17 protein-coding genes are annotated in these 24,834 nt (G+C 62.6%); 10 read left to right on the forward strand and 7 right to left on the reverse strand.

Translation table 11 applies throughout. From position 1 onward, the window contains the following. Positions 1-47: 47 nt before the first annotated feature. Both PU133_RS08330 and PU133_RS08335 read right to left on the reverse strand, forming a co-directional pair. Positions 48-2,561 carry an ATP-dependent helicase gene (locus tag PU133_RS08330; protein WP_404864251.1) on the reverse strand — a complete coding sequence of 838 codons (2,514 nt, stop codon included), beginning with the start codon at positions 2,559-2,561 and terminating at the stop codon, positions 48-50. Positions 2,562-2,680: 119 nt separating this feature from the next. Further along, positions 2,681-3,556 carry a PRC-barrel domain-containing protein gene (locus PU133_RS08335; RefSeq protein WP_245451484.1) on the reverse strand — a complete coding sequence of 292 codons (876 nt, stop codon included), beginning with the start codon at positions 3,554-3,556 and terminating at the stop codon, positions 2,681-2,683. Between the two features lie 239 nt (positions 3,557-3,795). Here PU133_RS08335 and PU133_RS08340 point away from each other — a divergent pair, with 239 nt between their 5' ends. The 3 genes from PU133_RS08340 (at position 3,796) to PU133_RS08350 (ending at position 6,512) form a co-directional block, all read left to right on the forward strand. Then, positions 3,796-4,209 (forward strand): hypothetical protein, encoded by a 414-nt coding sequence (locus PU133_RS08340; RefSeq protein WP_404864252.1) that lies wholly within the window; start codon positions 3,796-3,798, stop codon positions 4,207-4,209. A 75-nt stretch (positions 4,210-4,284) separates the two neighbouring features. Continuing rightward, on the forward strand, positions 4,285-5,538 hold the full coding sequence (locus PU133_RS08345) for a S8 family serine peptidase (RefSeq protein WP_404864253.1): 1,254 nt from the start codon (positions 4,285-4,287) through the stop codon (positions 5,536-5,538). An 89-nt stretch (positions 5,539-5,627) separates the two neighbouring features. Beyond that, positions 5,628-6,512, forward strand: coding sequence for a dienelactone hydrolase family protein (locus PU133_RS08350; RefSeq protein WP_404864254.1), 885 nt, complete (start codon positions 5,628-5,630; stop codon positions 6,510-6,512). Between the two features lie 69 nt (positions 6,513-6,581). On the opposite strand, the gene PU133_RS08355 is transcribed toward PU133_RS08350, so the two are convergent. Together PU133_RS08355 and PU133_RS08360 are read right to left on the reverse strand one after the other, a co-directional pair. Continuing rightward, the gene (locus tag PU133_RS08355; protein ID WP_404864255.1) at positions 6,582-7,631 is read right to left on the reverse strand and encodes a DNA topoisomerase IB; all 1,050 of its coding nucleotides are present in this window, start codon (positions 7,629-7,631) and stop codon (positions 6,582-6,584) included. After that, positions 7,628-8,113 (reverse strand): MgtC/SapB family protein, encoded by a 486-nt coding sequence (locus PU133_RS08360; RefSeq protein ID WP_404864256.1) that lies wholly within the window; start codon positions 8,111-8,113, stop codon positions 7,628-7,630. Before PU133_RS08360 ends, PU133_RS08355 begins: the two co-directional genes overlap by 4 nt. 104 nt (positions 8,114-8,217) lie before the next feature. Here PU133_RS08360 and PU133_RS08365 point away from each other — a divergent pair, with 104 nt between their 5' ends. From PU133_RS08365 to PU133_RS08385, 5 genes are all read left to right on the forward strand, one after another. Next, on the forward strand, positions 8,218-8,403 hold the full coding sequence (locus PU133_RS08365; RefSeq protein ID WP_404864257.1) for a DUF3008 family protein: 186 nt from the start codon (positions 8,218-8,220) through the stop codon (positions 8,401-8,403). Positions 8,404-8,485: 82 nt separating this feature from the next. After that, a complete protein-coding gene (locus tag PU133_RS08370; RefSeq protein WP_404864258.1) occupies positions 8,486-9,388 on the forward strand; it encodes a Ku protein in 903 nt (300 codons plus the stop codon). Positions 9,389-9,400: 12 nt separating this feature from the next. Then, a complete protein-coding gene (ligD, locus tag PU133_RS08375; RefSeq protein ID WP_404864259.1) occupies positions 9,401-11,989 on the forward strand; it encodes a DNA ligase D in 2,589 nt (862 codons plus the stop codon). A 330-nt stretch (positions 11,990-12,319) separates the two neighbouring features. Next, the gene (locus tag PU133_RS08380) at positions 12,320-13,585 is read left to right on the forward strand and encodes an efflux RND transporter periplasmic adaptor subunit (RefSeq protein ID WP_404864260.1); all 1,266 of its coding nucleotides are present in this window, start codon (positions 12,320-12,322) and stop codon (positions 13,583-13,585) included. Between the two features lie 87 nt (positions 13,586-13,672). After that, the gene (locus PU133_RS08385; RefSeq protein WP_404864261.1) at positions 13,673-16,867 is read left to right on the forward strand and encodes an efflux RND transporter permease subunit; all 3,195 of its coding nucleotides are present in this window, start codon (positions 13,673-13,675) and stop codon (positions 16,865-16,867) included. A 24-nt stretch (positions 16,868-16,891) separates the two neighbouring features. Here PU133_RS08385 and PU133_RS08390 read toward each other — a convergent pair whose 3' ends face one another. Both PU133_RS08390 and PU133_RS08395 read right to left on the reverse strand, forming a co-directional pair. Beyond that, positions 16,892-18,526 (reverse strand): chloride channel protein, encoded by a 1,635-nt coding sequence (locus tag PU133_RS08390; protein ID WP_404864483.1) that lies wholly within the window; start codon positions 18,524-18,526, stop codon positions 16,892-16,894. Positions 18,527-18,572: 46 nt separating this feature from the next. Beyond that, the gene (locus PU133_RS08395) at positions 18,573-19,058 is read right to left on the reverse strand and encodes a thioesterase family protein (protein WP_404864262.1); all 486 of its coding nucleotides are present in this window, start codon (positions 19,056-19,058) and stop codon (positions 18,573-18,575) included. Between the two features lie 103 nt (positions 19,059-19,161). Between PU133_RS08395 and PU133_RS08400 the strand changes: the two genes are divergently transcribed. After that, entirely contained in the window at positions 19,162-20,574 is a 1,413-nt protein-coding gene (locus PU133_RS08400) for an FAD-binding oxidoreductase (RefSeq protein ID WP_404864263.1), read from the forward strand. A gap of 95 nt (positions 20,575-20,669) precedes the next feature. Next, a complete protein-coding gene (locus tag PU133_RS08405) occupies positions 20,670-24,584 on the forward strand; it encodes an AsmA family protein (RefSeq protein ID WP_404864484.1) in 3,915 nt (1,304 codons plus the stop codon). Between the two features lie 8 nt (positions 24,585-24,592). Here the strand turns inward: PU133_RS08405 and PU133_RS08410 are convergent, their stop codons facing one another. Beyond that, on the reverse strand, positions 24,593-24,811 hold the full coding sequence (locus tag PU133_RS08410; RefSeq protein WP_126009514.1) for a ribbon-helix-helix domain-containing protein: 219 nt from the start codon (positions 24,809-24,811) through the stop codon (positions 24,593-24,595). Between the last annotated feature and the right edge of the window lie 23 nt (positions 24,812-24,834).

Genomic DNA, 24,834 nt, shown 5'->3' on the forward strand with positions numbered 1-24,834 from the left:
GCATCCGGTTCCAACGGCCGATGCGGAAGGCGTTCTTAGATTTGTGCTCAGACGGGTGTGACGAAGCCGTCAAGCACGCGCTTCTGACCGGCCTTGTCGAAATCGATCGTCAGCTTGTTGCCTTCGATCGCCGCGACATTGCCGTTGCCGAACTTCATGTGGAAGACGCGATCCCCGATGGAGAAGGCGCTGGGTGTGTCCGTCGTCGATTTCGCGACGAGCTCGCCTTCGATCGTGCGCACGCCGCGTGGCCCGCTTTCGCCGTAACCGACACGCTCAACCTGATGGCCGGAGCGGCTGCCCCAGTTGCGATCGGTGGCATCGGTGCGGTTCGCCTGGGCGCGTTTCCAGCCCGGCGTCTCATAGGTCGAGGCGAATATTTCCGGGTTGTCGAAGCGCGACGCACCATAGGGGTTCTGCCGTCCCGCCGAGAAGCCGGACGAGCCGCCACCAAACCGGTTGTAGCCGCCATAGGACATTTCCGCTTCGGCCACCTCGACGTGGGCTTCCGGCAACTCGTCGAGAAAGCGCGATGGAATAGTCGATTGCCACAGCCCATGGATGCGCCGGTTGGACACGAACCACAGATGCGCACGCTTCTTGGCACGCGTCAGACCCACATAGGCGAGCCGCCGCTCTTCCTCGAGGCCGGAGCGGCCACCTTCGTCGAGCGAGCGCTGATGCGGGAAGAGACCTTCTTCCCAGCCCGGCAGGAAAACCGTTTCGAACTCGAGGCCCTTGGCCGAGTGCAGCGTCATGATGCTGACGGCATCCATGTCTTCGTTCTGCTCGGCGTCCATAACGAGCGCGACATGTTCGAGGAAGCCGCGCATGGACTCGTAAAAATCCATCGAGCGGATGAGTTCCTTGAGGTTTTCCAGGCGACCCGGCGCTTCGGCGGATTTGTCGTTTTGCCACATCTCGGTGTAGCCGGACTCCTCCAAAATCCGTTCGGCCAGCTCGGTATGCGGCGTGTTTTCGAGTGCTGCCGACCAGCGGGTGAAACCCTCCACCACGTCGCGCAGGCTCTTGCGCGCCTTGGGCTTCAATTCTTCGGTCTCGACGAGATCGCGCGCGGCGGCGATCATCGGGATGTCCCGCGCGCGGGCGTAATCGTGCAGCTGGCGGATCGTTGCGTCGCCAAGGCCGCGCTTCGGCACGTTCACGATCCGCTCGAAAGCGAGATCGTCGGCAGGTTGGCAGACGGCGCGAAAATAGGCCATCGCATCGCGGATTTCCTGCCGCTCATAGAAGCGCGGTCCACCGATGACGCGGTAGTTCAACCCCATCGTCACGAAGCGATCTTCGAATTCGCGCATCTGGAACGAGGCGCGCACGAGGATCGCCATGTCGTTCAGATTGTGCCGGCGGCCATTGGCGTCGGGGCGCTGTAGCTGCTCGATCGTTTCGCCGACCGCACGGGCTTCTTCCTCGGAGTCCCACGCGGCGTGAACCTGAACCTTTTCGTGCTCCGGGTCGGACTGTTCGGTGAACAGCGTCTTGCCAAGACGCCCCTCATTGTGCGCGATCAAATGGCCAGCTGCACCAAGGATATGCTCTGTCGAACGGTAATTGCGCTCCAGGCGGATAATGGTCGCGCCCGGGAAATCCTTGTCGAAGCGCAGGATGTTGTCCACCTCAGCACCACGCCAGCCATAGATCGACTGGTCGTCGTCACCGACGCAGCAGACATTGACGCTGCCGCCGCGCTGGCCTGGTTCCTTTGATTGGGGGCGTTGGGCTAGCAGGCGCAGCCACATATATTGGGCCGTGTTGGTGTCCTGATACTCGTCGACCAGCAAATATTTGAACTTGCGGTGGTAATCCGCCAGCACATCCGGATTCGCCCTCAGCATGCGGATCGGATGGCAGAGCAGGTCACCGAAATCGCACGCATTCAGCGTCTTCAGGCGGTTCTGGTAGGCCTCATAGAGCTCGCGGCCCTTGCCGTTGGCGAAGGCACGTGCGTCGCCTTCGGGAATCTCGTGCGGCGCCATACCCTTGTTCTTCCAGCCGTCGATCATCTGCGCGAACTGGCGGGCGAGCCAGCGCTTGTCGTCCAGACCTTCGGCCTGAATCAACTGCTTGATCAGGCGCACGACATCGTCGGTGTCGAGAATGGTGAAATCCGAGCGCAGCCCGACAAGCTCGGCATGGCGGCGCAGAAGCTTCACGCCGATCGAGTGGAAGGTGCCGAGCCAGGGCATGCCTTCGACGGCACCGCCGACGAGCATGCCGACCCGCTCCTTCATCTCGCGGGCAGCCTTGTTGGTGAAGGTCACCGCCAGGATCTGCGACGGGAAGGCGAGGCCTGTCGCCAGGATATGGGCGATACGCGTGGTCAGCACGCGCGTCTTGCCCGTGCCGGCACCCGCGAGCACCAGCAGGGGGCCTTCGGTCGTGACGACGGCCTGTCGCTGTTCGGGGTTGAGGCCAATCAGATAATCAGGGGCCGGTGCCGATTGATTGCGCGCGGCCATTGCGCGCGCCGCCAAGCCGGAGGGGCGCTTTACCGGCTCGCTGTCGCCGAAGAAAGGAATATCGTCGCTGCTGTCGATCATGGCCACCAATGTAGTGATTCGGGCGTCGAAGGCCAGCAATCGACCTCGGTGACCACATTGCATAGAAAAACCGGCGGTCTTGCGACCGCCGGTTCCATTCAGACCCTTCGTTGCAGGTTTTACTGCGCCGGAGCCGGTGCAGGTGCCGTGGCAGGATCCATGGCGCCGCCCGTATCGGTTGCCGGTGCCATCTCGGCGTCCTGCTCGGATGCCTGATCATCGAGATCCATGAATTCCGGAGCGTTTTCCAGATCTTCGCGGGTAGCTTCGATTACCAGTCGGACATCGGTGGAGTCCGGCTGCTGCTCGATGGTGATCATGTCGAAGTTTACGCCGACGTCCTTCTGGCCAATGCCGAGGAAGCCACCAACGCCGACAACTGCCGTGCGCGCACCACCGTCATCGGAGAAGATCAGATCGGTGATCGAACCGATCGACTCGTCTTCCATGTTGTAGAGCGACTGGCCGATATAGGTATTGGCCGAAACTTCGTTCTGCTCCTGCATGGTGATGAACATTTCGCCGGACGGTGCGTCCATCGAAGCGCTGTCGTCCGTCATGGGAGCGGCTGCGCCAGCGTCGGGCGTCGTCGTGTCGTCCGTGTCGCTAAGCATTTCGTCAGCTTCCTGGCTGGCGTCTGCGTCGTCGACCGTGCCGTCATTTGCATCGTTGGTGTCGCCGGTCGTGGTCACGGGAGAAACTTCATCGCCGTCCTCGATATCGGCATCCGGCTCCATCTCGTTATCGACCGTGTCGGCGGCGTCTTCCGCAGCGTCGCTGGCCGCGTCACCTGCATCATCGGCGGCTTCGCCCATGCTGTCGGTAGCGTCGTCCATCGTTTCTGCCGGCTGATCCGTCGTCGCGTCAGCGCCCGGAGCAGGCTGTGTCTGAGCGGCTGCCGGGCCGACAATGCTGTCGGTAATTGCGGGGTTGGTGAAGGCTGCGCCGGCGAACATTGCCCCCAGGGCGACCGATGTAAGAAGCGTGCGTTTCATGGTCTTCTCCTCTTTATGATCGGCCGGCATCCGTCTGATGCGATTTCACGATTTTGTTATCGGCAGATCGATGCTGGAGGAACGGTGCACATCCGGGTTGGTTCGGTAACGGTCCGATCAATTGACGGTAACGAAATGAAACAATTTATTACGGAACTTTACTCGCTTGGATGAATTAGCTAGCGTTTTAAGTCCGCTCGACCAAGGCGACATCACACATGTCCCAAAGGAGGCCGAACATGGCACGACGCGGATCATCCATGGGTTTGTTCGGGCTTTTCGGCCGATCTGAGGATCTCCGCCAACTGGATGCTGCCTTCCGAGGAGCTGGCCTGCATCCGGCGCTCGTCCCTGAGGGCGCCAAACTCGCCATCTCCAATCTCTTGAAGGATGACAACGGCGGACGATACGCCGACGTTGCCACCTATCCCCATGTCGCAGATCTGGTTGCCTATTGCCTGCTCGGTCATGAGACGTTCGAGGGGGAAGTTGGCCCGGATCGCGCCCGAGAAATCGAAGCTCGCATCGATGCCGCGCTGGAAGCTGGGGAGGGCGTGGATGCCGATCTGATCCTGCTCACGCTGCACTCCAAGCTGATCCAGCCGAGCGTTGTCGATCGTTTCGGGTTGAGCGCGGAAGAGAACGGGGAATAAAGGCACGCCGTCACGCGTTCTCCTGCGAGCTTTATCGCTCTGAGAGCGCCGCGCCTCACGGCAACAGGAGATAGCATGACATCACCGCCTTCCTCTCGATCGCAGCGCCTAACGCGCCGGATGGTGTTGCGGCGCATGGGTCTTGCTGCCTCGGCGGTGTATGCGGCTCCCCTTCTGACGGGTGTGACGCGGGCCCGCGCTTCTGACGGCTCGGCTGGTTCGGCGGGATCTGGCAGTGGTTCGGGCGTCGTATCCCGGCCGGCGCCGCCGCGACCGGAAATCGTCGTCGCCACGCCGGATGCAGGCGGTCTCGACCTCATCGCAGCACAGGGCTACGCCCTTATCGAGCGTGCCTCGATCGGTATCGTGACGCTGGAGCTTGGGCGTTTCACGTTGCCGCCGAACCGAAGCGTGGCGCAAGCCGAAGCCGAGATCACTGGTCTCGTTCCGGGCGCAATCTTCGACCTCAACCATCTCTATGAGCCGGGCGAACTCGCCTGCGCCGATGGCGACTGCCAGGCATTCCAGCTGATCGGCTGGACGGACGACGCGCGGGCCTGCCCGGCAGGGGTGACGATCGGGATGATCGACACGACGGTCAATGCCGAGCATGCGGCGCTGGCCGGTGTCGCACTGGACAAGGTGCCAGTCCTGGCCGCGGATCGCATGGTCGGCAGCGCCGTTCATGGTACGGCAATCGCGATCCTTCTCGCCGGCGGAAGCGACACGCGTACGCCCGGTCTCCTGAGCGGCGTGAGGCTGGTGGCGGCAGAGGCATTCCATCGGGCGAGCGATGGTGAGGATCGCGCCGACACCTTCGACATCGCGCGCGCGATCGACCAACTTGTTCGACAGGACGTCTCCGTCATCAATATGAGCTTCGCCGGGCCGTCCAATGGTGTGCTCGAGCGCGTGACGGCTGCTGCAACCGAGCGCGGCGTCATTCTTGTCGCGGCGGCCGGCAATGCCGGGCCCCGGTCGGAGCCTCTTTACCCGGCAGCCTACGAAGGTGTGGTGGCCGTCACCGCGGTGGATGGCGAGCGACGTGTCTATCGGCGCGCCGTCAATGGACCGCATATCGATTTTGCAGGGCCGGGCGTTCAGCTGTGGACTGCCGCTTCCGTGAGCGGCGGGCGCTTCCGATCCGGTACATCCTATGCCGCTCCGTTCGTTTCGGCTGCGTTGGCCGTTGCGCGCGCACGCGAGCCGGAAACGCCGAGCGCGCAGCTCGTTTCGGCACTTGCAGCGCAGGCTGCCGATCTCGGCGCTCCCGGGCGCGACGAGGTGTTCGGGTGGGGCCTCGTGCAAACGGATGGGATCTGCCGCTAGGGATCGTCGGGTGGGGGCAATGGTCGGATCGGGTTGTGGCCCTAATTGCAGCCTATGCTTGTCATTATGACACGCGCAGGAGGAAGAGCATGACCCGCCCGACCATCACCCAAGACATGATTTCCGCTTATGACGAGTACACCCATCTCACCCTCGACCGGCGTGGGTTCATGGAGAAGCTGACCAAGCTTGCCGGCTCGGGAGCGGCGGCCGCTGCCATTGCGCCGATGCTGGCCGCAAGCAACGCGGCGGCGCAGCAGGTGCCGGAGGATGATAATCGCCTGGTGGCGGAAGACATTACCTATCCGGGCGGCAATGGCGAGATGCAAGGCTATCTGGTGCGCATGCGCGACGCCGCAAACCCCATGCCGTCCGTCATCGTCATTCACGAAAACCGCGGACTCAACCCCCATATCCGCGATGTCGCACGGCGGCTCGCGCTGCAGGGCTTCCTCGTTCTCGCCCCCGATTTCCTTTCGCCGGATGGTGGAACGCCGGAAGATGAAGACCGCGCCCGCGAAATGATCGGTGCACTCGATGCTGCCGAAACCATCGCCAACGCCACAGCAACCCTTGCCTTCCTCGAAGGCCATGAAAGCAGCAACGGAAGGGTCGGGGCCGTGGGCTTTTGCTGGGGCGGTGGCATGGTCAATGATCTGGCCGGTGCTTCGGAGGATCTCGTCGCGGGCGTCGCCTATTATGGTCGGCAGGCCGCCGTTGATCAGGTGCCGAATATCCGCGCGGCACTCATGCTGCACTATGCAGGGCTCGATGATCGCATCAATGCCGGCATCGAGGCCTATGAAGCTGCCCTCAAGGAACACGGCGTCGAATATCAGTTGTTCATGTATGAGGGCTCAAACCACGCCTTCAACAACGACACGTCGAGCGCCCGTTTCGACCCTGTCGCGGCGGCGGTGGCCTGGGAGCGGACGCTGGACTTTTTCAGAGAAAAGCTAGCGACGCCCGCCTGACGATCCATCTAGCTGAGAGCCCGGATCCGGCAACTGGTCGAAGTGGTTGAACGGGGATTCGTTCCCGGTTCAGCCGCGCTGGTTTTCCAGCCAGCGCATCAGCCGAAGCTCGGTGTCGTCCATCCATTCCGACGCTGCCCCACGCGATGGGCGGATGGCTTTCAGCTCATCTTTCAGCGAGCCTTCCTCGAATGCGTCGATCACTGCGGGATGGATGTAACACCGGCGGCAGACCGCGCGAGTGTTGCCAAGACGCGACGAGACTGCGTCGACAGCTGCGTTGATCTTGCGGGATGCATCCGTCTTTGAGGTAGGGGCTTCCAGCTCCGACAAGGCAATGGCGGCCAGCCTTGTGCCGGACCACGTCCTGAATAGCTTGGAGCTCAGCTCCGAGCCGGTGATCTCGCGCAGATAGGCGTTGATGTCATCCGACTTGACCGTAGAGCGTCCACCATCGCCCGTCTCATACTGAAAGAGCTGATGGCCGGGCAGTTCGTGGATGGTTCGGATGATCTTGGCGATCCGCCGGTCGGTATGGGTCAGGTTCCATTCTTTACCGGATTTGCCCTTGAAGCGGAACCGCATGACAGAGCCAGAAATATCGAGATGACGCTTCTTCAGCGTCGTCAGGCCGAAGCTCTTGTTCTGCTTTGCGTAAATCTCGTTGCCGACACGGATCAGAAGATTGTCCAGCATCCAGACCACCGATGCCGTGACCTTCTCATAGGACAGTGATCGGCGGCGAAGATCAGCATCCACCTGTTCGCGGATCGTGGGCAACAGCTGTGCGAAGGCGGCGAGTTCGCCGTACTTCGTCGCGTCGCGGGATTCATGCCATTTTGGGTGATATCGATACTGCTTGCGCCCGCGCTGGTCGCGCCCCGTAGCCTGAAGATGGCCAAGCGGTTCGACCGTGATCCAGACATCCTGGTAGGCAGGCGGGATAGCAAGCGACCGAATGCGATCGATATGATCGCCGGCGCCGAGCTTGTCGCCCTCCGGCGTTACATAATAGAAACCCCGCCCGGCCTTGCGGCGGCGAAAGCCGGGTGTTTCGTCGCTCACATAGATGAGACGCGCTGCCTTAGCATGCTCTTCAGCTGAAATACGCTCTATCATTTAGGTGCTTTCAATTCGACGAAACCTTCGAATCGGCGAAGAAGTGCAAGCACCACAACGCCGAGGATCGTGGCCGGTAGAGCGATCATCCAATAGCCGAAGCCGATGGAAAGGCCGATCGCGGCGGCGAGCCAGATGCCGGCACCGGTCGTGAGACCTTTGACCTCGCCCTTGGCGAAGACGATGAATCCGGCTGCGAGGAACGCGACGCCCGCAGTGACCGCTTCGATGACGCGCAACGGATCGATCTGAACGTCATTGTCGCCCAGATTCTCGGAGTGGATGACTTCGGTTGCGAGTATTGCAAAGGCGCTGGCGGCGACGGCCACCAGCGCGTGGGTTCGCAGCCCTGCCGGACGTGACCTTAATTCCCGTTCGAAGCCGATCACGGCGCCGAAGAGAAGCGCTCCGACGAACCGTGCCCAGATGACGGGCGTCGGAAGGAAGGTCGAGTGGGTCATGTCGGCGATGATGCTTTCCATCGCCGCTGAAATTCAGCATCGCATCGATTGTTCCATCGGCGCCCGGGAACATTCGTGCGCGTGCGGATTTTCAGGAGATCCAAACTGCTTCCCGGAGATCGACGATGCCTGCACAATCGAAAGCCCAGCAGAAAGCCGCCGGTGCGGCGCTCTCTGCCAAGCGCGGCGACACCAAGAAATCCGATCTTAAGGGTGCTTCGAAGGACATGGTCGAGTCCATGACCGAAAAGCAACTGGAAGAGCTGGCAGAGACCAAGCGCGAGAAGCTGCCGAACAAGAAGAAGTCGTGATCGCCAGCTCTTTTGCGACCGGGGGAACGTGCACGTCACATTAGCGTTTTGTTGAAAACTGTCTCGCGTCAAGGGGAATGCCATGGCTGCACGTGCAATGTGGAAAGGCCAGCTGCGCCTTTCACTCGTCTCCATCCCGGTTGAATTGTACAGCGCCACCAAGACGGGCGCCCGCATCAGTTTCCGCCAGATCCATGAACCGACAGGCAAGCCGATTCGCTACGAAAAGGTCGTCGACGGGCACGGCCCGGTCGATGCCGACGAGATCGTCAAAGGCTTCGAGTACGACAAGGGCAACTATGTGCTGCTCGATCCAGACGAGATAGAAGCGGTGAAGCTCGAGACGCGAAAGACGCTCGAACTGGTCCAGTTCGTCGGATCCTGCGAGATTTCGCCGCTCTACTACGACAAGCCATACTACGTCGTGCCGACCGATGAACTTGCTGAGGACGCCTACCGCGTTGTCCGCGATGCGCTCCGCAAATCCGAAAAGGTGGGCCTCGGCCAGCTTGCCATGCGCGGCCACGAATATCTGTGTGCGATCCGGCCGTGTGGCGATGGTCTGCTGCTGGAGACGCTGCATTATGCTGACGAGATCCGAAAGGCAGATCCGCTGTTCTCTGAAATCAGCGGGGCCGGCGCAGACGAGGAACTCCTCGAAGTGGCGACTGCGCTGATCGACCGGAAGACCGCGAAGTTCGATCCGAAAGTCTTCAAGGACCACTATGCCGACGCCTTGCGCGATCTCATCGATTCCAAGACGAAGAGCAAGACGTCGAAGCGCATCGACACGGGCGACGACGACAAGCAGGCCAAGGGCGGCGACAATGTCGTCGACCTGATGTCGGCTCTGAAGAAGAGCCTGGAAACGTCCGACGGCAAGAAGAAGGCCGCGGCCGCGAAACCAAGCGCCTCTCGTTCCACCAAGACGGAGACGAAAGCTGCGGCGAAACCCAAGGCCGCTCCACGCAAGAAATCGGCTTGAGGGCCCTGATCGATGGCGTCCGCTGATCCGCTTTCAACCTACAACGCCAAGCGGGATTTCACCCGCACACGCGAGCCCAAGGGCAAGAAGGCGCGGACGCGGAAGGACAAGCTCCGATTTCTTGTGCAGAAGCACGACGCGACGCGTCTGCACTACGACCTGCGCCTCGAATGGGGAGGGGTGCTGAAGAGCTGGGCTGTCACCCGCGGCCCGAGCGTCGATCCCGGAGACAAGCGGCTCGCGGTCATGACCGAGGATCATCCGATGTCCTATGGCGATTTCGAGGGCGTGATTCCCAAGAAGGAATATGGCGGGGGCACCGTGATGCTCTGGGACCAGGGCACGTGGGAGCCGCTGCACGACCCGGAAGAGGGCCTCAAGGAAGGCAAGCTACACTTCAACCTGCACGGCGAGAGGATGACGGGCGGCTGGGCTCTCGTCCGGATAAAGCCGCGCAAGGGCGAGAAGCGCGACAACTGGCTTCTGATCAAGGAGCGGGACGCCGTGGCCGAAAGCTTCGAAGGCGAAACGGGCGACATCATCACCACCGCCAACATGACCAGCATCACGTCCGGCCGGTCGATGGAGGAGATCGCAGCGTCCGCCGATGCCGTATGGTCGTCAAACGCGAAACCGGCAGCCAAGACCGCCAAGACGGAAGCGGCGCAGGCAAAGCGCCCCAAGCGATCATCCAACATCGCGATGCCGGACTTCGAGCCTCCGATGCTGGCGACGCTCGTGGATGCCGCGCCCGAGGGCGACGACTGGCTGCACGAGGTGAAGTTCGACGGCTATCGCCTGATGGCGGCGATCGGCGGGAAAGGCGTCGCTCTCTACACCCGCACCGGTTTGGACTGGACGGACAAGTTTCCGGACGTCGCCAAGGCGCTCGAAGGGCTGAACTGCAAGAGCGCGCTGATCGACGGCGAGGTGATGGCAAGCGACATCAGGGATGGCGGCTCGGCGTTCTCGGCACTGCAAAAGGCGATCAAGAGCGGCGATGCCAAGCGTTTCTTCGCCTTCGATCTGTTGTCGCTGAACGGCAAGGATCTGAAGAAGGATCCGCTGATCGATCGCAAGACGGCGCTTTCGACGCTGATCTCTGAAAGTGCGGGCTCGCCGGTGGTGCAATACAGCGAGCATGTGCGCGGCCATGGTCCGAGCGTCTTCCGCTCCATCTGCAAGGCTGGTCAGGAAGGCATCATCGCGAAGAAGGCGGATGCGCCTTATCGCGGCCGTCGCGGACGCGAATGGCTGAAGGTGAAATGCACCAAGCGGCAGGAATTCGTGATCGGCGGCTATTCGAAATCCGACAAGCGCGGCAGGGCTTTCGCCTCGCTTCTTCTTGGAACGCGGGAAGGCGACAAGCTCGTTTATCGCGGGCGTGTCGGCACCGGGTTCACAGGCGAGACGCTCGAGGAACTCGGCGCGCTATTAAAGGAGCGCGCCCGCAAATCGATGCCCTTCGAAAGTGTCGACGCACAGTTCCGTCGTGACGCCGTCTGGGTAACGCCCGACCTCGTTGCCGAGGTCGACTATGCGGAGCTGACCGATGACGGGCACATCCGCCATGGCTCATTTCTTGGCCTGCGCGAGGACAAGGCGGCGGACGACATTACGCTCGAAAGTGCATCTTCAGACAAGGGGACGGATGTGAGCGCGGACGACGAGCCCATCACGCCCAAACAAAATGCGCGCGCCAAGAGCGCGGCTTCGGAAGAAGTGCTCGGCATCAAGATCAGCAGTCCGTATCGCGTGGTCTTTCCAAAGCAGGGCGTTACCAAGATCGACCTCGCTCGTTACTTTGCGGTGGCTGCGGACCGGATGTTGCCTTTCGTTGCCGGTCATCCCGTGTCGCTTGTGCGCTGCCCGCAGGGACGGACCAAGCAGTGCTTCTTCCAAAAGCATGCCAGCGACGGGTTCCCCGCCGAGATCAAGCGTGTGCCGATCAAGGAGAATTCCGGCGACACCGAGGATTACATGGTCCTCGACAGCGCCGAGGCCCTCGTCGCCGCAGTCCAGATGGGAACGCTCGAGTTCCATATTTGGGGCTCGAACATGACCGACCTCGAAAAGCCGGTTCGCATGGTTTTCGATCTCGATCCCGACGAGCGGCTGACTTTCGATGATGTGCGCGAGGCTGCATTCGCCATGCGCGACCGGCTCGCGGAGTTGAAGTTGCAGAGCGTACCGATGGTGACCGGTGGCAAGGGCGTGCACGTGATCGTACCGCTGCAAAGGCGGGCAACCTGGACTGAGGTGAAAGCCTTTGCGAAGAGCTTTGCAACGGCGTTTGCCGAGGAGGAGCCCGATCGGTTCGTCGCGACCATGTCCAAGGCGAAGCGTAAGGGGCGCATCTTCATCGACTGGCTGCGAAACGAGCGGGGGTCCACGGCGATTGCACCCTATTCGACACGTTCGCGCGAGGGTGCGCCGGTGGCAACGCCGGTTTCCTGGGAAGAGTTGGCGGGTCTGGAGGAGGCCAACTCGTTCCGGCTGTACGACATGCCCGAGCGTCTGGAAGCGCCAGACCCTTGGGCGGACGCGGCAGGCTGGCGCCAGTCTTTGACGAAGGCCATGCTCAAGGCATTCTCGGGCTGAACGCAGCTGGTGTGTCGTTTGGACAACGCCGATCGACGCACTCACGGAAAAGTTATGGCAATTGAACGGGCCGCCAAATCGCCTCTGAGGCCAGAAAATGGCCGATACATTGTCAATTCGGCGCAAAATCGACCATGATCGCGCCTGAACCGGCGCATTGGTGTCGACGTATTCTCGTCATCCTCTTGGTTACGCGATAGTGCGGCTATCTTTCTTCAGAGTGCGTTCAGGTTCGCCGTCCTATCGCACATCTGTAGAATTTCATTTGCGTGTTAAGTTTGCAGTGCAGCAAGCGAACAACCTTCCGTTTTTGCGGTTTGAGGATCATCAATGTCAGCATTCAAGCAGGGGGCTGTGGCCCTCATCATCGTGGCGGGTGCCGGTTTCGCTTGGCTGAAGCTAGATCCGAGTGCGGTGACGAGGCTTGAGCAGGTCGGGTTGGCGCATCCCGCTTTAACCGCGCTTGCAGCGACCGGCGCTGAGGAATCGGCACCTGCCGCGGGCCCTGGTGGGGCTCCCGGCGCCGGTGGTCGCGGCGGCATGGGTTCGCAGGCGCGGCTTGTCATGACCGAACCCGCGGGCCGGGCACAGGTCAACGACCGATTGTCGGCGATCGGCAATGGCGAGGCCGTGCGCACAGTCAACGTCACGCCCTATGTGACGGGTAACCTCGAAGAAGTCCTCGTTCAGTCGGGACAATCGGTCGAAGAAGGCGACGTCATCGCACAGCTTGCCTCCGACGAGCAGGCCATCGCCGTCGAACGGGCGCGCCTTGACCTGGAAGATGCCGAAACCACGCTGCAGCGGCGCCGGACGCTGCGCGAATCCTCCGCGTCGTCCGTCGCCAATGTCGAGATCACGCAGGCGGAGCTTGCAGTGCAGACCGCACGTCTCCAGCTGCGCGAAGCCGAGCTCAATCTCTCGCGCCGCTCGATCACTGCCCCGATCGGCGGCGTCATCGGCATCGTCTCGGTCAATCCCGGCGACTACGTCACGACCACCACGGAGATCGTGCGCATCGACGACCGCTCGGAATTGCTGGTCGATTTCTGGGTGCCCGAACGTTTCGCCAACATGATCGACGTCGGCTTGCCTGTCAGAGCACACGCGATTTCGAGCCCCGATCAGGTGCATGAAGGCGAGATCAGCGCAGTGGACAACCGCGTCGATCTTCAAAGCCGCACGCTTTGGGTTCGGGCGTCGATTCCGAACGAGAACGACCGCCTCCGCGCCGGCATGTCGTTTTCGGTCGAGCTGACCTTCGATGGTGACGACTTCCCGACTGTCGATCCGCTCGCACTGCAGTGGAGCGCGGAAGGCTCGTTCGTCTGGCGCGTGGTGGACGGTCGCAGCGAGCGCGTGCCTGTCCGCATCGTTCAGCGCAACTCGGATTCCATTCTGGTCGAGGCCGAGCTGAAGGAAGGCGACAACGTGGTCGTAGAAGGCCTGATGCAGCTGCGCGATGGCGCCGAAGTCGTCACCGTGACGGATGATGCCGGTGAAGAAGCCGGTGATGCGGTCGCGGTCGGCCGCGATGGTCTTCCGGTTGCACGAAATAATCCGGTCACGCCTTCCGCCGCACCGTCGGGCTCTTGAAAGCCTCCAATTGTTCGCCGCCTCGATCCTGGACCCGTCTAGGTTTCGAGATCAGCCCCGAGACATCGTTCCGAGAAAGCGCATTTGATGAGCCCAACGGAGATTCGCCCCAGTGACGACAAGCGCGCGGCCGAACAACTGGCCGACCGCGAGGAAGAGGCTCTTTTTGCAAACCGCTCCACCGGCGGCATCGCGCTTTTCGTCCGCCGCCCGATCTTCGCGTTCGTGCTCAACGCGCTCATCATCGTTGCAGGGCTTGCTGCCTTCGTCGGCATCGAAATCCGCGAATTGCCAGATGTAGACCGTCCCGTCATCACCGTGCGTACCTCGTTCACAGGCGCTGCGCCCGAGACGATGGACCGTGAGGTGACCGAAGTCGTTGAAGGTGCGGTCGCCCGCGTTTCCGGCGTTCGGTCGATCTCCTCGTCGTCGGAGTTCGGCGACAGTCGGGTCACGATCGAGTTCAACGACAACGTCAACCTGGATGTCGCAGCGTCGGACGTGCGCGATGCGATGGGGCGCGCGCTTGGGCGGCTGCCCGATGACGCCGACGACCCCATCATCGTGAAGGCCGATGCGAACGCCCAGGCAATCATGCGATTGGCGGTGACGGCCGACGCCATGAACATCGAGGATCTAACGATCCTCGTGGAAGACGAAGTCGTCAACCGACTGGCCGCCGTGGAAGGTGTGGCCGACGTTCAGGTCTATGGCGACCGCCAGAAAATCTTCCGCGTCGATGTCGATCAGACCAAGCTCGCTGCGCGCGGCCTGACGGTCGGCAGTATGCGGGCGGTTCTCGATTCCGTTTCATACGACGTGCCGGCCGGCTCGCTATCGAGCGCCAACCAGGACCTCGTTGTCCGTGCCACGGCCGATGTCACGACGCCCGAACAGTTCGAGCAGCTCTACATCGATGGCCGCGTGCGGCTTGGCGATGTGGCGACCGTGACGCTTGCCGCCGACGACGGCGCGAGCGGCCTTCGATCGAACGGCCGGACCGGTGTCGGCCTCGGCATCATCCGCCAGGCGCAGTCGAACACGCTGAACATCTCGTCGGGTGTCGCGGCTGCCGTCGCGCAATTGCAGGCGGACGTGCTGCCGGATGACGTGCAGATCGCGATCACCAGCGACGACGCCGTCTTCGTGGAAGGTGCGCTCCACGAGGTCGAGCTTGCGCTCGCCGTGTCGGTCGTCGCCGTGCTGGTCGTCATCTTCCTTTTCCTCGGGGATTGGCGGGCGACGCTGATCCCGATGCTGACGCTTCCGGTGGCGCTGATCGGTACGCTCGCAGCAATGTATCTTGCGGGTTTCTCGCTCAACATCCTGACCCTGCTCGCCATCGTGCTTGCGACGGGGCTTGTGGTGGACGATGCGATCATCGTGCTTGAGAACATCGTCCGGCGTCGCGCCCAAGGAGTTGGCCGCCGCGCCGCAGCGGTCATCGGGACGCGCGAAATGTTCTTCGCCGTGATCGCCACGACAGCGACGCTTGCAGCGGTCTTCGTGCCGATCTCGTTCCTGCCTGGCCAGACCGGTGGTCTCTTTCGCGAGTTCGGCTTCGTGCTCGCCTTTGCCGTGGCCCTATCATCGCTCGTTGCGCTGACGCTTTGCCCGATGCTGGCTTCCTTGCTTTTGACGAAGGATTCGCTGCCGCACATGGAAGGCAGTCGCAAATCGTTGAAGATGCGCATCGCGGGCGCGGGTGCGCAGCTCTACAATCGGGCCCTGGCGACCTGCCTCAATGCGCCATTTATCGTCGTGCTGGTGTCGGTGCTGTTCCTCGGGGCGTCGCTCCTGGCTCTGGGTGGCGTGCGACAGGAGCTCACGCCAGCGGAAGATCGCTCGTTCGCGCTGATGCGCGTTTCGGCACCGCAGGGTGTCAGCCTCGACTACATGGGCGTGCAGGTTCGCAAGATCGAGCAGGCGCTGCAGCCGCTGATGGACAGCGGCGAAATCCGCAACATCTTCACCAATACAGGGCAGGGCGGCGAACCGAACAGCGCGTTCGTGGTGATGACGCTGGCGCCCTGGAGCGAGCGCGAGCGCTCCCAGGCCATGATCGTGGCCGACATCAACGCGGCCGTCGCGCAGGTGCCGTCGGTGCGTGCCTTTGCAATCCAGCCGAACAGTCTCGGCATCCGCGGGGCCGGCAACGGCCTTCAGTTCGCGATCGTGGGCAACACCTACGAATCGCTCGCAGACTCCGCCGATCAGATCGTGCGGCGGCTGGAGGAAGATCCACGGTTCAACCAGGTCCGGCAGTCCTTCGAGACGACGCAGCCGCAGCTTTATGTGTCGATCGACCGTGATCGCGCCTACGATCTCGGTATCGACATCACCGGCCTCTCGGACACGATCCAGGCGATGGTCGATGGGCGGGAGCTCGCCGATGTGTTCGTCGATGGTCGCGCGGTTCCGGTGCTGATCGAATCGACCACCAACCCGATCAACGACCCGACGGATCTGGAAAACATTTTCATCCGCACCGCCGACGGCAAGAACGTGCCGATGGCCACCATCGCGACGGTGGAGGAACGGGCGATCGCGCCGTCTCTCGACCGCGAGCGTCAACTGCGCTCAATCACGATCAACGCTGGGCTGGTGGGAGATTTCCCGCTCGGGGAAGCGCTGAGCGAAGTTCAGGCGATGGCGGACGAGATCCTCCCGGCCGGCGAACGCATCATCCCGCTGGCCGAGGCGGCGACGCTGCAGGAAAACTCCAGCGGCATGCTGATTACCTTCGGCTTCGCCATCCTGATCATCTTCCTGGTGCTGTCGGCCCAGTTTGAGAGCTTCGTCAGCGCCCTGATCGTCATGGCGACCGTGCCGCTCGGGCTCGCCTGTGCGGTGTTCGCGCTGGTGCTGACCGGAGGCAGCCTCAACATCTACAGCCAGATCGGTCTGGTGTTGCTGGTGGGGATCATGGCCAAGAACGGCATCTTGATCGTGGAATTTGCCGACCAGCTCCGCGACCAGGGGCGCAATGTGCGCCAGGCCATCGAACAGGCCTGCGCCATTCGCCTGCGTCCGGTCATGATGACGATGATCGCAACGATCATCGGTGGTGTGCCGCTCGTGGCGGCGTCAGGCGCGGGCGCGGAAGCGCGCATCGCTCTCGGCTGGATTATCGTGGGGGGGCTGGGTCTTGCCGTTGCAGCGACGCTCTTCGTCACGCCGGTCGCCTATCTGCTGCTGGCCCGGTTCAGCAAGCCGCGCGCAGCAGAGGAAGTGAAGCTGCTCGGCGAGCTCGATGCCGCCGCGGCCATGCGCAACACTTAGCAAGACCGGCAGGAGCGCCGCTGACTAGCGGTGCTCCTCTTCGCTCGCTGCAACCAGTCTGGCGTTGTAATACTCCAGTGCCTGTATCTGGCTTGCCCATGCGATGAGGGTCGTTCCGCTCTTCTCGTCGAGCACCGGGAGGCGGGAGTGGCCGCCATGGTCGAAGAGACGTAAGGCGCGCTCCAACGTGTCGGACGATTTCAGGGCATCCGGCTGTTTTTCGCGGTCGAACGAGCCTTCGCTGTCCGGCTCTATTGGCGTCATGAAGTCCATGACTTTGATCGCGTGGCGCAAGGTCTGGTGGGGCCCATCCTGCACAAAGATACCGCGGCTCGCCAATTGCCACTGAAAATAGGAATGGCCGTGGAGCGCATGGTTGATGCCATGGGCGATCGCGACGCACAGCAGCAGCGCGACCGACAGCGCATAGCCGCCGGTCAGTTCGAAGACGATCACCGTCGTGGAGATCGGCGCCCCCAGGACCGCGCCGGCGACAGCGCCCATGCCAAGGATGGCGTAGAGGGACCGGCTCGAAGCGAGGTCAGGGAAGAGGGCTGCCGCAACGATGCCGAACGCTCCGCCGGTCAGCGCGCCGAGATAGAGAGCAGGCGAGAAAATGCCGCCGCCGAAGCGGGAGGCAAGCGTGATTGCGGTCGTGATCGTCTTCGCCACGATGAGGACCAGCATCAGTATAAGTGGCAACTGCCCCCACAGCGCCAGATCAGTCACTTCGTAGCCGACGCCGAGTACGTGCGGCAGCACCATGCCGATCAGGCCAATCGCGGCACCACCGATGACCGGTCGCGTCCAAAGCGGCACCGTCATCCGCCGCGCAAGGAAATCGGCTGAAAACAAGGTGAATTGAAAGCCGATGGCGACAAGGGCCGAGACGACGCCGAGCAGGGCGAAGGCTGGGAACTCCCAGTAGGATGTGATGCCATAGGCCGGCAGCATGAAGGCGGCGGCATCGCCGAAATAGACGCGCGACAGAACGCCCGCCACCGCCGAGGAGATGACGATCGGCACGAAGGCACGCATGGCGTAGTGGCCGAGAATGACCTCATGAGCAAACAGGACGCCTGCGATCGGGGCATTGAAGCTTGCCGAGACCGCCGCCGCAACGCCCGCGCCCAGCAACGTGCGGCGGCTCCACTCCGGCAGCGAAAGATGCCGTGCGATGCCGCTTGCAAGGGTCGCGCCGAGGTGGACGACGGGTCCCTCACGTCCGGCGCTGCCGCCACTGCCGAGCGAGATCGCGGTGATGATCGAAGACAGAAGCCCCTCGCGAAAGCCGATGGGCCGTCCCGACATTGCCCGTGCCTCGATCACGTCCGCCACGCCTTGCGTGCGCTTCGAGGGCATCAAATAATGCAGCATCGCTCCGACGACGAGGCCGCCGACGACCGGGGCCAGGAAGATGACGTAGGCAGGAACCTCACGCGCGGCACTCAAAACACGCTCCGATCGATCGCCGAGCCACAACAGCTGGACGAGGCCGATCGCCTCGCGGAATGCAATTGCAGCAAGAGCGACCCCGATACCGATCAGAAGCGACAGGAGCCAGAGAAGGGAAAGTCGATCGCGGCGAAAGGCGTGGAAGTTCGGTGCGATCCAACTTTTCAGCAGACGCGGAAGTCCGGCAATGTAATCCGGCAGCACAGGTTTCAATGCTGCCTCCACAAGACCATTGGCGCAAACATCGCCTTCAAGGCTGTTGCCGCTTCAATGCGATGCCGCGACCGATCGTGGCTGGTTGCGGCAGCGACTGGTGGGCGGCGGCAAGAGCATCAATTTTCTCGCGGATATCATCCGGAATGGTCGCCACCTTTCGAACGCTCATGTCGATGTGCAGCAGCAGCGTTTCGCTGGTGGCCGACAGCCAGCCATCGGCGTGAACCAGTTCCTGATAGAGATGGAGCCGCTTGCCGTCGTGGTTCACGAGTTGCAGCGAGCAGCGGGTCATGTCGCCCGCATGCAGTTCCCTGACATAACGGACATGCGCCTCGGCCGTGAAGAAGCTCAGCTTGCGCTGCTCTCCATACTCCGGCCCGCAGCCGAGCTTGGCAAACAGGTGGTCGACCGCGTGATCGAAGAGGACGTTGTAGTAGGCCATGTTGAGATGACCGTTGAAGTCGATCCACTCCTGGCGCACTTCCTCGGGCGGAGCGAGGACCGGACTATCAAAAAGCATGGATCGTCCCGCTGCTTCGATTGTATCAAGGTGCAGATGACACTTTAACGGTCGAGGCCGTGCCGGCAAGGCAGGCAATTGCATTGGGGTGGAGGGACGATCAGTGGCTTTGGCGGATATCCGATCGGGCGCACGGGACGAGACAGCGATCGGCGAGGTGCTCCAGACCTTGCGCGATCGGTTTGGCGATCGGCTGCAGACAGGCGAGGCGATGCGGGCGCAGCATGCGCACACCACGACTTATATCGCCGGGCAACTGCCCGACGGCGTGGTGTTCGCCGAAAGTGCGGAGGATGTGCGGACAGTCGTTCAGATCGCGGCCGCCCACCGCATTCCGATCATTCCCTTCGGCGTCGGCAGTTCGCTGGAAGGTCATGTGAATGCGCCGAATGGCGGGATCTCGCTCGATATGTCGCGGATGAACCGCATCATCGAGGTCAATCCTGAAGACATGGATTGCACGGTCGAACCCGGCATTACGCGCGAAGCGCTCAATGCCCAGCTGCGCGATACGGGCCTTTTCTTCCCCATCGATCCGGGCGCCAATGCGAGCATCGGCGGCATGGCGTCAACGCGTGCATCCGGAACCAACGCGGTGCGCTACGGCACGATGCGGGACAATGTCATCGCGGTGACGGCCGTCACGGCAAGCGGTGAAGAGATCCGAACGGCGCGCCGCGCGCGCAAATCTTCCGCGGGCTATGATCTTACGCGGCTCTTCGTGGGCGCCGAAGGCACGCTTGGCGTCATCACGTCGGTGACGCTGCGGCTTGCCGGCATCCCGCAGGCCGTGTCCGGTGGTGTATGCGCGTTCAAGACGATCCATGATGCCTGCTCGGCAGTCATCATGACGATCCAGATGGGAATACCCGTCGCCCGCATCGAACTGCTGGATGCTTTGCAGATTCGGGCCTGCAACGCCTATTCGGGGCTCAACTACCCGGAGACCCCGGCACTGTTCCTCGAATTCCACGGCACGGAAGCAGGCGTGCGCGAGCAGGCGGCCCTTTTCGCCGACATCGCCGAAGAGTGCGGCGGCGGCACTTTTGCCTGGGAAACGGACCCGGAGGCGCGAGCACGGCTCTGGAAGGCGCGGCACAATGCCTATTGGGCGGCTCTGCAGCTTCGGCCGGGTGCCGGTGCGGTTTCAACCGATGTCTGCGTTCCCATCTCCAAGCTGGCGGAATGCGTCGAGGAAACGCAGAGAGACATCATCGAGACGGGCCTGATCGCGCCGATCGTCGGCCATGCGGGGGACGGCAATTTTCACGTACTCGTGCTGATGGACATGGCCGATCCCCATGAGATCGAGCGCGCGGAAGCTTTCATCGGACGGTTGAACGCCCGGTCCCTCGCTTTGGATGGAACATGTACCGGCGAACACGGTGTCGGCCAAGGCAAGAAGCGGTATCTGCCCATGGAACTCGGCGGCACTGTAGACCTGATGCGATCCATCAAGCGGTCGCTAGATCCTCACGATATCATGAACCCCGGTAAAATCTTTGATTTGACGTGATTCTCCCGTATCAGTGCGGAGCCGGATCTGACCGGTAGCCGGTCACGGATCGTCATTGCTACCCGCGGTTCAAGGAGACTTTTGCGCTGGCTCGTCTGTTCGTCTTCATCGGCAGCCTGATCGTCGTCGTTCTGTTTGCGGCGCTGATCGTTCCTCCCTTCGTCGATTGGAGCAACTATCGCGCTGAATTCGAGCGGGAGGCGAGCCGTATTCTTGGCCAGCGGGTCGTCGTTCACGGCAGCGCCGACGCCAGGCTTTTGCCGTTTCCTTCGGTCACCTTCAACGATGTGGAAGTCGGCGGATCGGCCGGCGAGGGCGTTCCAGCAGAAGACGCGATGATGCGGATCGCGCGTTTCTCGATGGATGCCGAACTGGCGCCGTTCCTCAGCGGGGAAGTGCGCATCTTCGACATGCGCATCGAGGATCCGCATCTGACCGTGCAACTCGACGAAAATGGCGTGATCGACTGGGCGCAACGCACCGAACAGGCGATGCCAACCGCAAATGTCGTTCTGGAGCGGGTTGCGATCACCAATGGCCATTTGACCGTTCAGGATGGACAAAACGGGCGCGTGCATGAAATCGAGGATGTCCAAGCGACCGTCTCGGCGGATGCGCTGATCGGACCTTGGCGCGTCACCGGCACCGCCCGGCGCGGCGACGAGAGCGCTGCATTCTCCATCACGACCGGCCCCGTGAATGATCAGGGCACGATCCGCGTGACAACGCGGCTTTCGCCCGATCGCCATCCGATCTCGCTCGAGCTTGATGGCGATGCCCGTTTTGCGGACGGCCAGCCGCGCTATGCCGGCAATTTCGTGGTGCAGATGTTGCGCGCGCAGGCGGAGCCAGGCGCTTCGCAAACGGTGAGAGCTGGGCCTGCAGCGGCGGCGCTGCGCGGCAGCGGAAGGTTTGAGGCCGAAAGCGACCGGCTTCGCATTCCCGATTATCGCCTTGAGGTCGGCGCTGCCACCGACCCTTATGTCGTCACCGGCGAGGCGACGCTCGATACCGGTCCCGAACCTGAATTTCTCGTTATAGCCGACGGCCAGCAGATCGATGTCGACCGGATCGGCGATGCGGCCCCGCCGGCATACGGCGAGGCGGCTACCGACACTCAAGCGACCGAATCCGAACCCGAGGAGCATGTGGTCGCGCTTTCGGCCGCAGAACGGGTCGCGACCTTCCGCGATATCATCGCTCAAATCCCAATTCCCGATCTTCCGGGCAGCGTCAGCCTCAATCTTCCTGCCGTCGTGGCCGGCGAGACGACGCTGCGCGATGTCAGCATCGAGGCGGCGCCGGACAATGGCGACGCCTGGCGTGTCGACCGGTTCCGCGCATCGCTGCCGGGCCGGACGTTGATCGAAGCGTCGGGAGACTTGGCGCTTGGACAGGATTTCGGCTTTTCAGGCGACCTCGTCGTGGCATCGAGCCAGCCGAGTGGTTTGGCATCCTGGTTGCGCGGCTCCGTGCCGCCAGCCATCCGCGGGCTCACAGCCGCCGGCTTCCAGGCCGACGTTCACCTGACGACGGGTTTCCAGCGCTTCGAGAACCTGGAACTCGCGATCGGACCGGCGACGCTACAGGGCCGCTTCGAGCGCGTGACGCAATCGGAAGTGCCGTCGCTCGCGGTCGATCTTTCCGGCGACACGCTCGATCTCGACGCGCTTTCGGCGCTGGTCGGGTTGTTCGGCGATGGTGAGAGCCAGCCCGGCATTGCAGGGCATGATCTTGCGGCGCGGTTCAGGGCGGAGAACTTTACGGCCGACGGCATCGCTATGTCCGATGTGGACACGGCATTCACCTACGGCAGCGGGCTGCTCGACATCGAGCGGCTGTCGGTGGGCGACATCGAAGGTGCCGCAATTTCCGCGGTCGGCGTTTTCTCCGATCTGCGCATCGAACCGCAGGGGCGGGCAGACATCCGCATTTCCTCCGAGAATCCGGCTGCGGCACTGGCTCTGGCCGAGCGCCGGTTGCGGGGCGTGATCGACCTGTCGCATTTCCGGCAAAACGCCGCACTTTTCCGCGAGACGGATCTGACTGTCGAACTGACGCTCGGCTCGGCCCGCGATACGCCGCGTCAGAACGGCAGCAGCGGTTATTCGCTGGATATCGAAGGCACGAGCGGCGGCAGCATCATCGCCGCCAGCGTGTCGAGTGATGTTTCCACAATCGGGGCCGATGTTCCGCTCGATCTGACGTTCGAGGCAGAACATTCCCGGTCCGATCATCTTCTGGCGCAGATCGGGTTGCCGGTTCTCCCCTTCGATGTCGGCGGACCAATGCGCATCAACGTTGCCGTGGACGGGGTTCTTTCCAACAGCGCTTCGGTCGCGGCTACGCTTGCCGGCCCGGGATTATCCCTGCGGGTCGATGGCGCCACGTCGTTTGCGCAATCACGCCTCACGGCCGGCGAGCTTGATGTCGTGCTCGCCGCTGAAGACCTCGATCCTTATCTGCTGCTGACGGGGCTCGGACTGCCGGGTTTCGGCAGCGGTCTGCCCGCCGATCTCACTGCCAGCGTCACGGTCGAGAACGATCTCTGGAGGATCGAGCGGCTGGAAGGGCAGATTGCGGATAATCCGCTGTCGGCCGATTTGACCGTCAGTCGTGACGAAGATGTCCGCATCGACGGATCGCTGGACATCGGTTTGCTCGATCTGCCCTGGCTCGCCGAAGCGCTGGCAGGCGCTCCGCTTCGTTCCGGCGATACCGGAGCGTGGTCCGATCGAGAGCTGCTTCAGACTGCTCCCTATCCGTTCGTTCTGGATATTGCCGTCACGGCCGATGCGGCGGAACTGGGTCACGCCGAACCTGCCCAGACACTCTCGACGCGGCTTGGCTATCAGGACGGCACGCTGATGCTGTCCCAGACCGAAGGCGATTGGCTGGGCGGACGCATCTCGGGCAATACGGCATTCGGTGTTGCCGACGATACGGGCGTCGTGCGGCTGCAGGCACAGCTGGTCGACGCCGATATCGCGCGGATATTCGCCGACAACCCCGAACTCGAGAACCTGTCCGGCCGGGCAGGGATCGCCATCGCTCTCGATGGCACGGGCAAAAGTCCGCAGGCGGTGGTTGGAGCACTTAGCGGATCGGCGACACTGCAGCTCGACAAACTCCGCATCGACGGCTTCGATCAGCAGGCATTTTCTGCCATCCTCGTAGGCGCAGATGCACAAGGCTTTATCATCGACGAGGCGACGGTCGCGGAGCTGGCCGCCGAAGCCCTGGATGCAGGCGCTTTCACCTCGAGCAGGCTGGCAGTGCCGGTCAATGTGGCCGGCGGCGTCGCCCGCGCCTCCAGCATGGTGATGCAAGGCGAGGGCGCTTCCTTATCGGGTGACGGTGCAGTGGATCTTCGCACCATGGCGCTGAACGCCAGCTTCGATCTTGCTTTCGAGGCTGGAGACGAAGCGATGCCCGGCGCATTGCCGGCCGTTGACGTCGCCGTGCGCGGCACCTTGGAGGCGCCGGAGGTTTCGCTGACGGCGATCGACCTCGCCAATTTCCTGTCCTTGCGTGCCTATGAGCGTGAGCGACGCCGGGTCGAACGGGTGCAGGCGGCGGTGCTCGAAAAGCAGAGGCTGCGCCGTGAAGCAGCGCTTCTGCGTGCGGATATCGCCGCACGGGCAACGGAGCGCGAAGAGCGCGCTGCGGCCGAAGCCGAGCGGTTGGCGCGGGAAGCGGAACGGCAGGCGGAGGAAGCTGCACGGCGTGCAGCCGAGGCGCAAGCAGCCGAAGACGCGTTGCGCGATGCACCGCCGCCGGAGGTGCCGCTACCGGCTGCGCCACCCTTCCAGATACCCCCGAGCGATGTGCCGGGCGAACAGCCGGCGCTCGAAGGCTGGGATCAGCCGTTCGACGAGCAAAGCTTCGAAGGCCAGGCGATCAATCCGCCACTTCCTGGCGACGTGCCCGCCAATGGCTTGCCTAGCGGACCTGCTCCAACGCCTGATTTCCAGACGCTTCCCGGGGTCGATCTCAACGCTGTCGAATGATCAACGGATCAGTGGCCGGCTGAAGCTTTCAGCGCAGCCAATACGTGAAGCCGGATTGCGGAGGATAGGTTGCAGTCCGGCGCTCGTTCCGCGTCGATCTCACCGATCAAAGCAGCGATCGGCAATTCGCGCGCTTTGGCGAGTGCCTGAAGCTCAGTCCAGAACGCGTCTTCCAGCGAAAACGAGGTACGATGGCCGCTCAGCGAAATCGAATGCTTACGGATCATGCCGTGACGCCCGCAGCGGAACG

The organism is Georhizobium sp. MAB10 (assembly GCF_045012825.1).
Lineage (GTDB): Bacteria > Pseudomonadota > Alphaproteobacteria > Rhizobiales > Rhizobiaceae > Georhizobium > Georhizobium profundi.

Excerpts from the sequence above, each read along its gene's own strand:
- PU133_RS08330 (WP_404864251.1), bottom strand. The coding sequence starts at position 2,561 with ATGATCGACAGCAGCGACGATATTCCTTTCTTCGGCGACAGCGAGCCG.
- PU133_RS08335 (WP_245451484.1), bottom strand. The coding sequence starts at position 3,556 with ATGAAACGCACGCTTCTTACATCGGTCGCCCTGGGGGCAATGTTCGCC.
- PU133_RS08340 (WP_404864252.1), top strand. The coding sequence starts at position 3,796 with ATGGCACGACGCGGATCATCCATGGGTTTGTTCGGGCTTTTCGGCCGA.
- PU133_RS08345 (WP_404864253.1), top strand. The coding sequence starts at position 4,285 with ATGACATCACCGCCTTCCTCTCGATCGCAGCGCCTAACGCGCCGGATG.
- PU133_RS08350 (WP_404864254.1), top strand. The coding sequence starts at position 5,628 with ATGACCCGCCCGACCATCACCCAAGACATGATTTCCGCTTATGACGAG.
- PU133_RS08355 (WP_404864255.1), bottom strand. The coding sequence starts at position 7,631 with ATGATAGAGCGTATTTCAGCTGAAGAGCATGCTAAGGCAGCGCGTCTC.
- PU133_RS08360 (WP_404864256.1), bottom strand. The coding sequence starts at position 8,113 with ATGGAAAGCATCATCGCCGACATGACCCACTCGACCTTCCTTCCGACG.
- PU133_RS08365 (WP_404864257.1), top strand. The coding sequence starts at position 8,218 with ATGCCTGCACAATCGAAAGCCCAGCAGAAAGCCGCCGGTGCGGCGCTC.
- PU133_RS08370 (WP_404864258.1), top strand. The coding sequence starts at position 8,486 with ATGGCTGCACGTGCAATGTGGAAAGGCCAGCTGCGCCTTTCACTCGTC.
- ligD (WP_404864259.1), top strand. The coding sequence starts at position 9,401 with ATGGCGTCCGCTGATCCGCTTTCAACCTACAACGCCAAGCGGGATTTC.
- PU133_RS08380 (WP_404864260.1), top strand. The coding sequence starts at position 12,320 with ATGTCAGCATTCAAGCAGGGGGCTGTGGCCCTCATCATCGTGGCGGGT.
- PU133_RS08385 (WP_404864261.1), top strand. The coding sequence starts at position 13,673 with ATGAGCCCAACGGAGATTCGCCCCAGTGACGACAAGCGCGCGGCCGAA.
- PU133_RS08395 (WP_404864262.1), bottom strand. The coding sequence starts at position 19,058 with ATGCTTTTTGATAGTCCGGTCCTCGCTCCGCCCGAGGAAGTGCGCCAG.
- PU133_RS08410 (WP_126009514.1), bottom strand. The coding sequence starts at position 24,811 with ATGATCCGTAAGCATTCGATTTCGCTGAGCGGCCATCGTACCTCGTTT.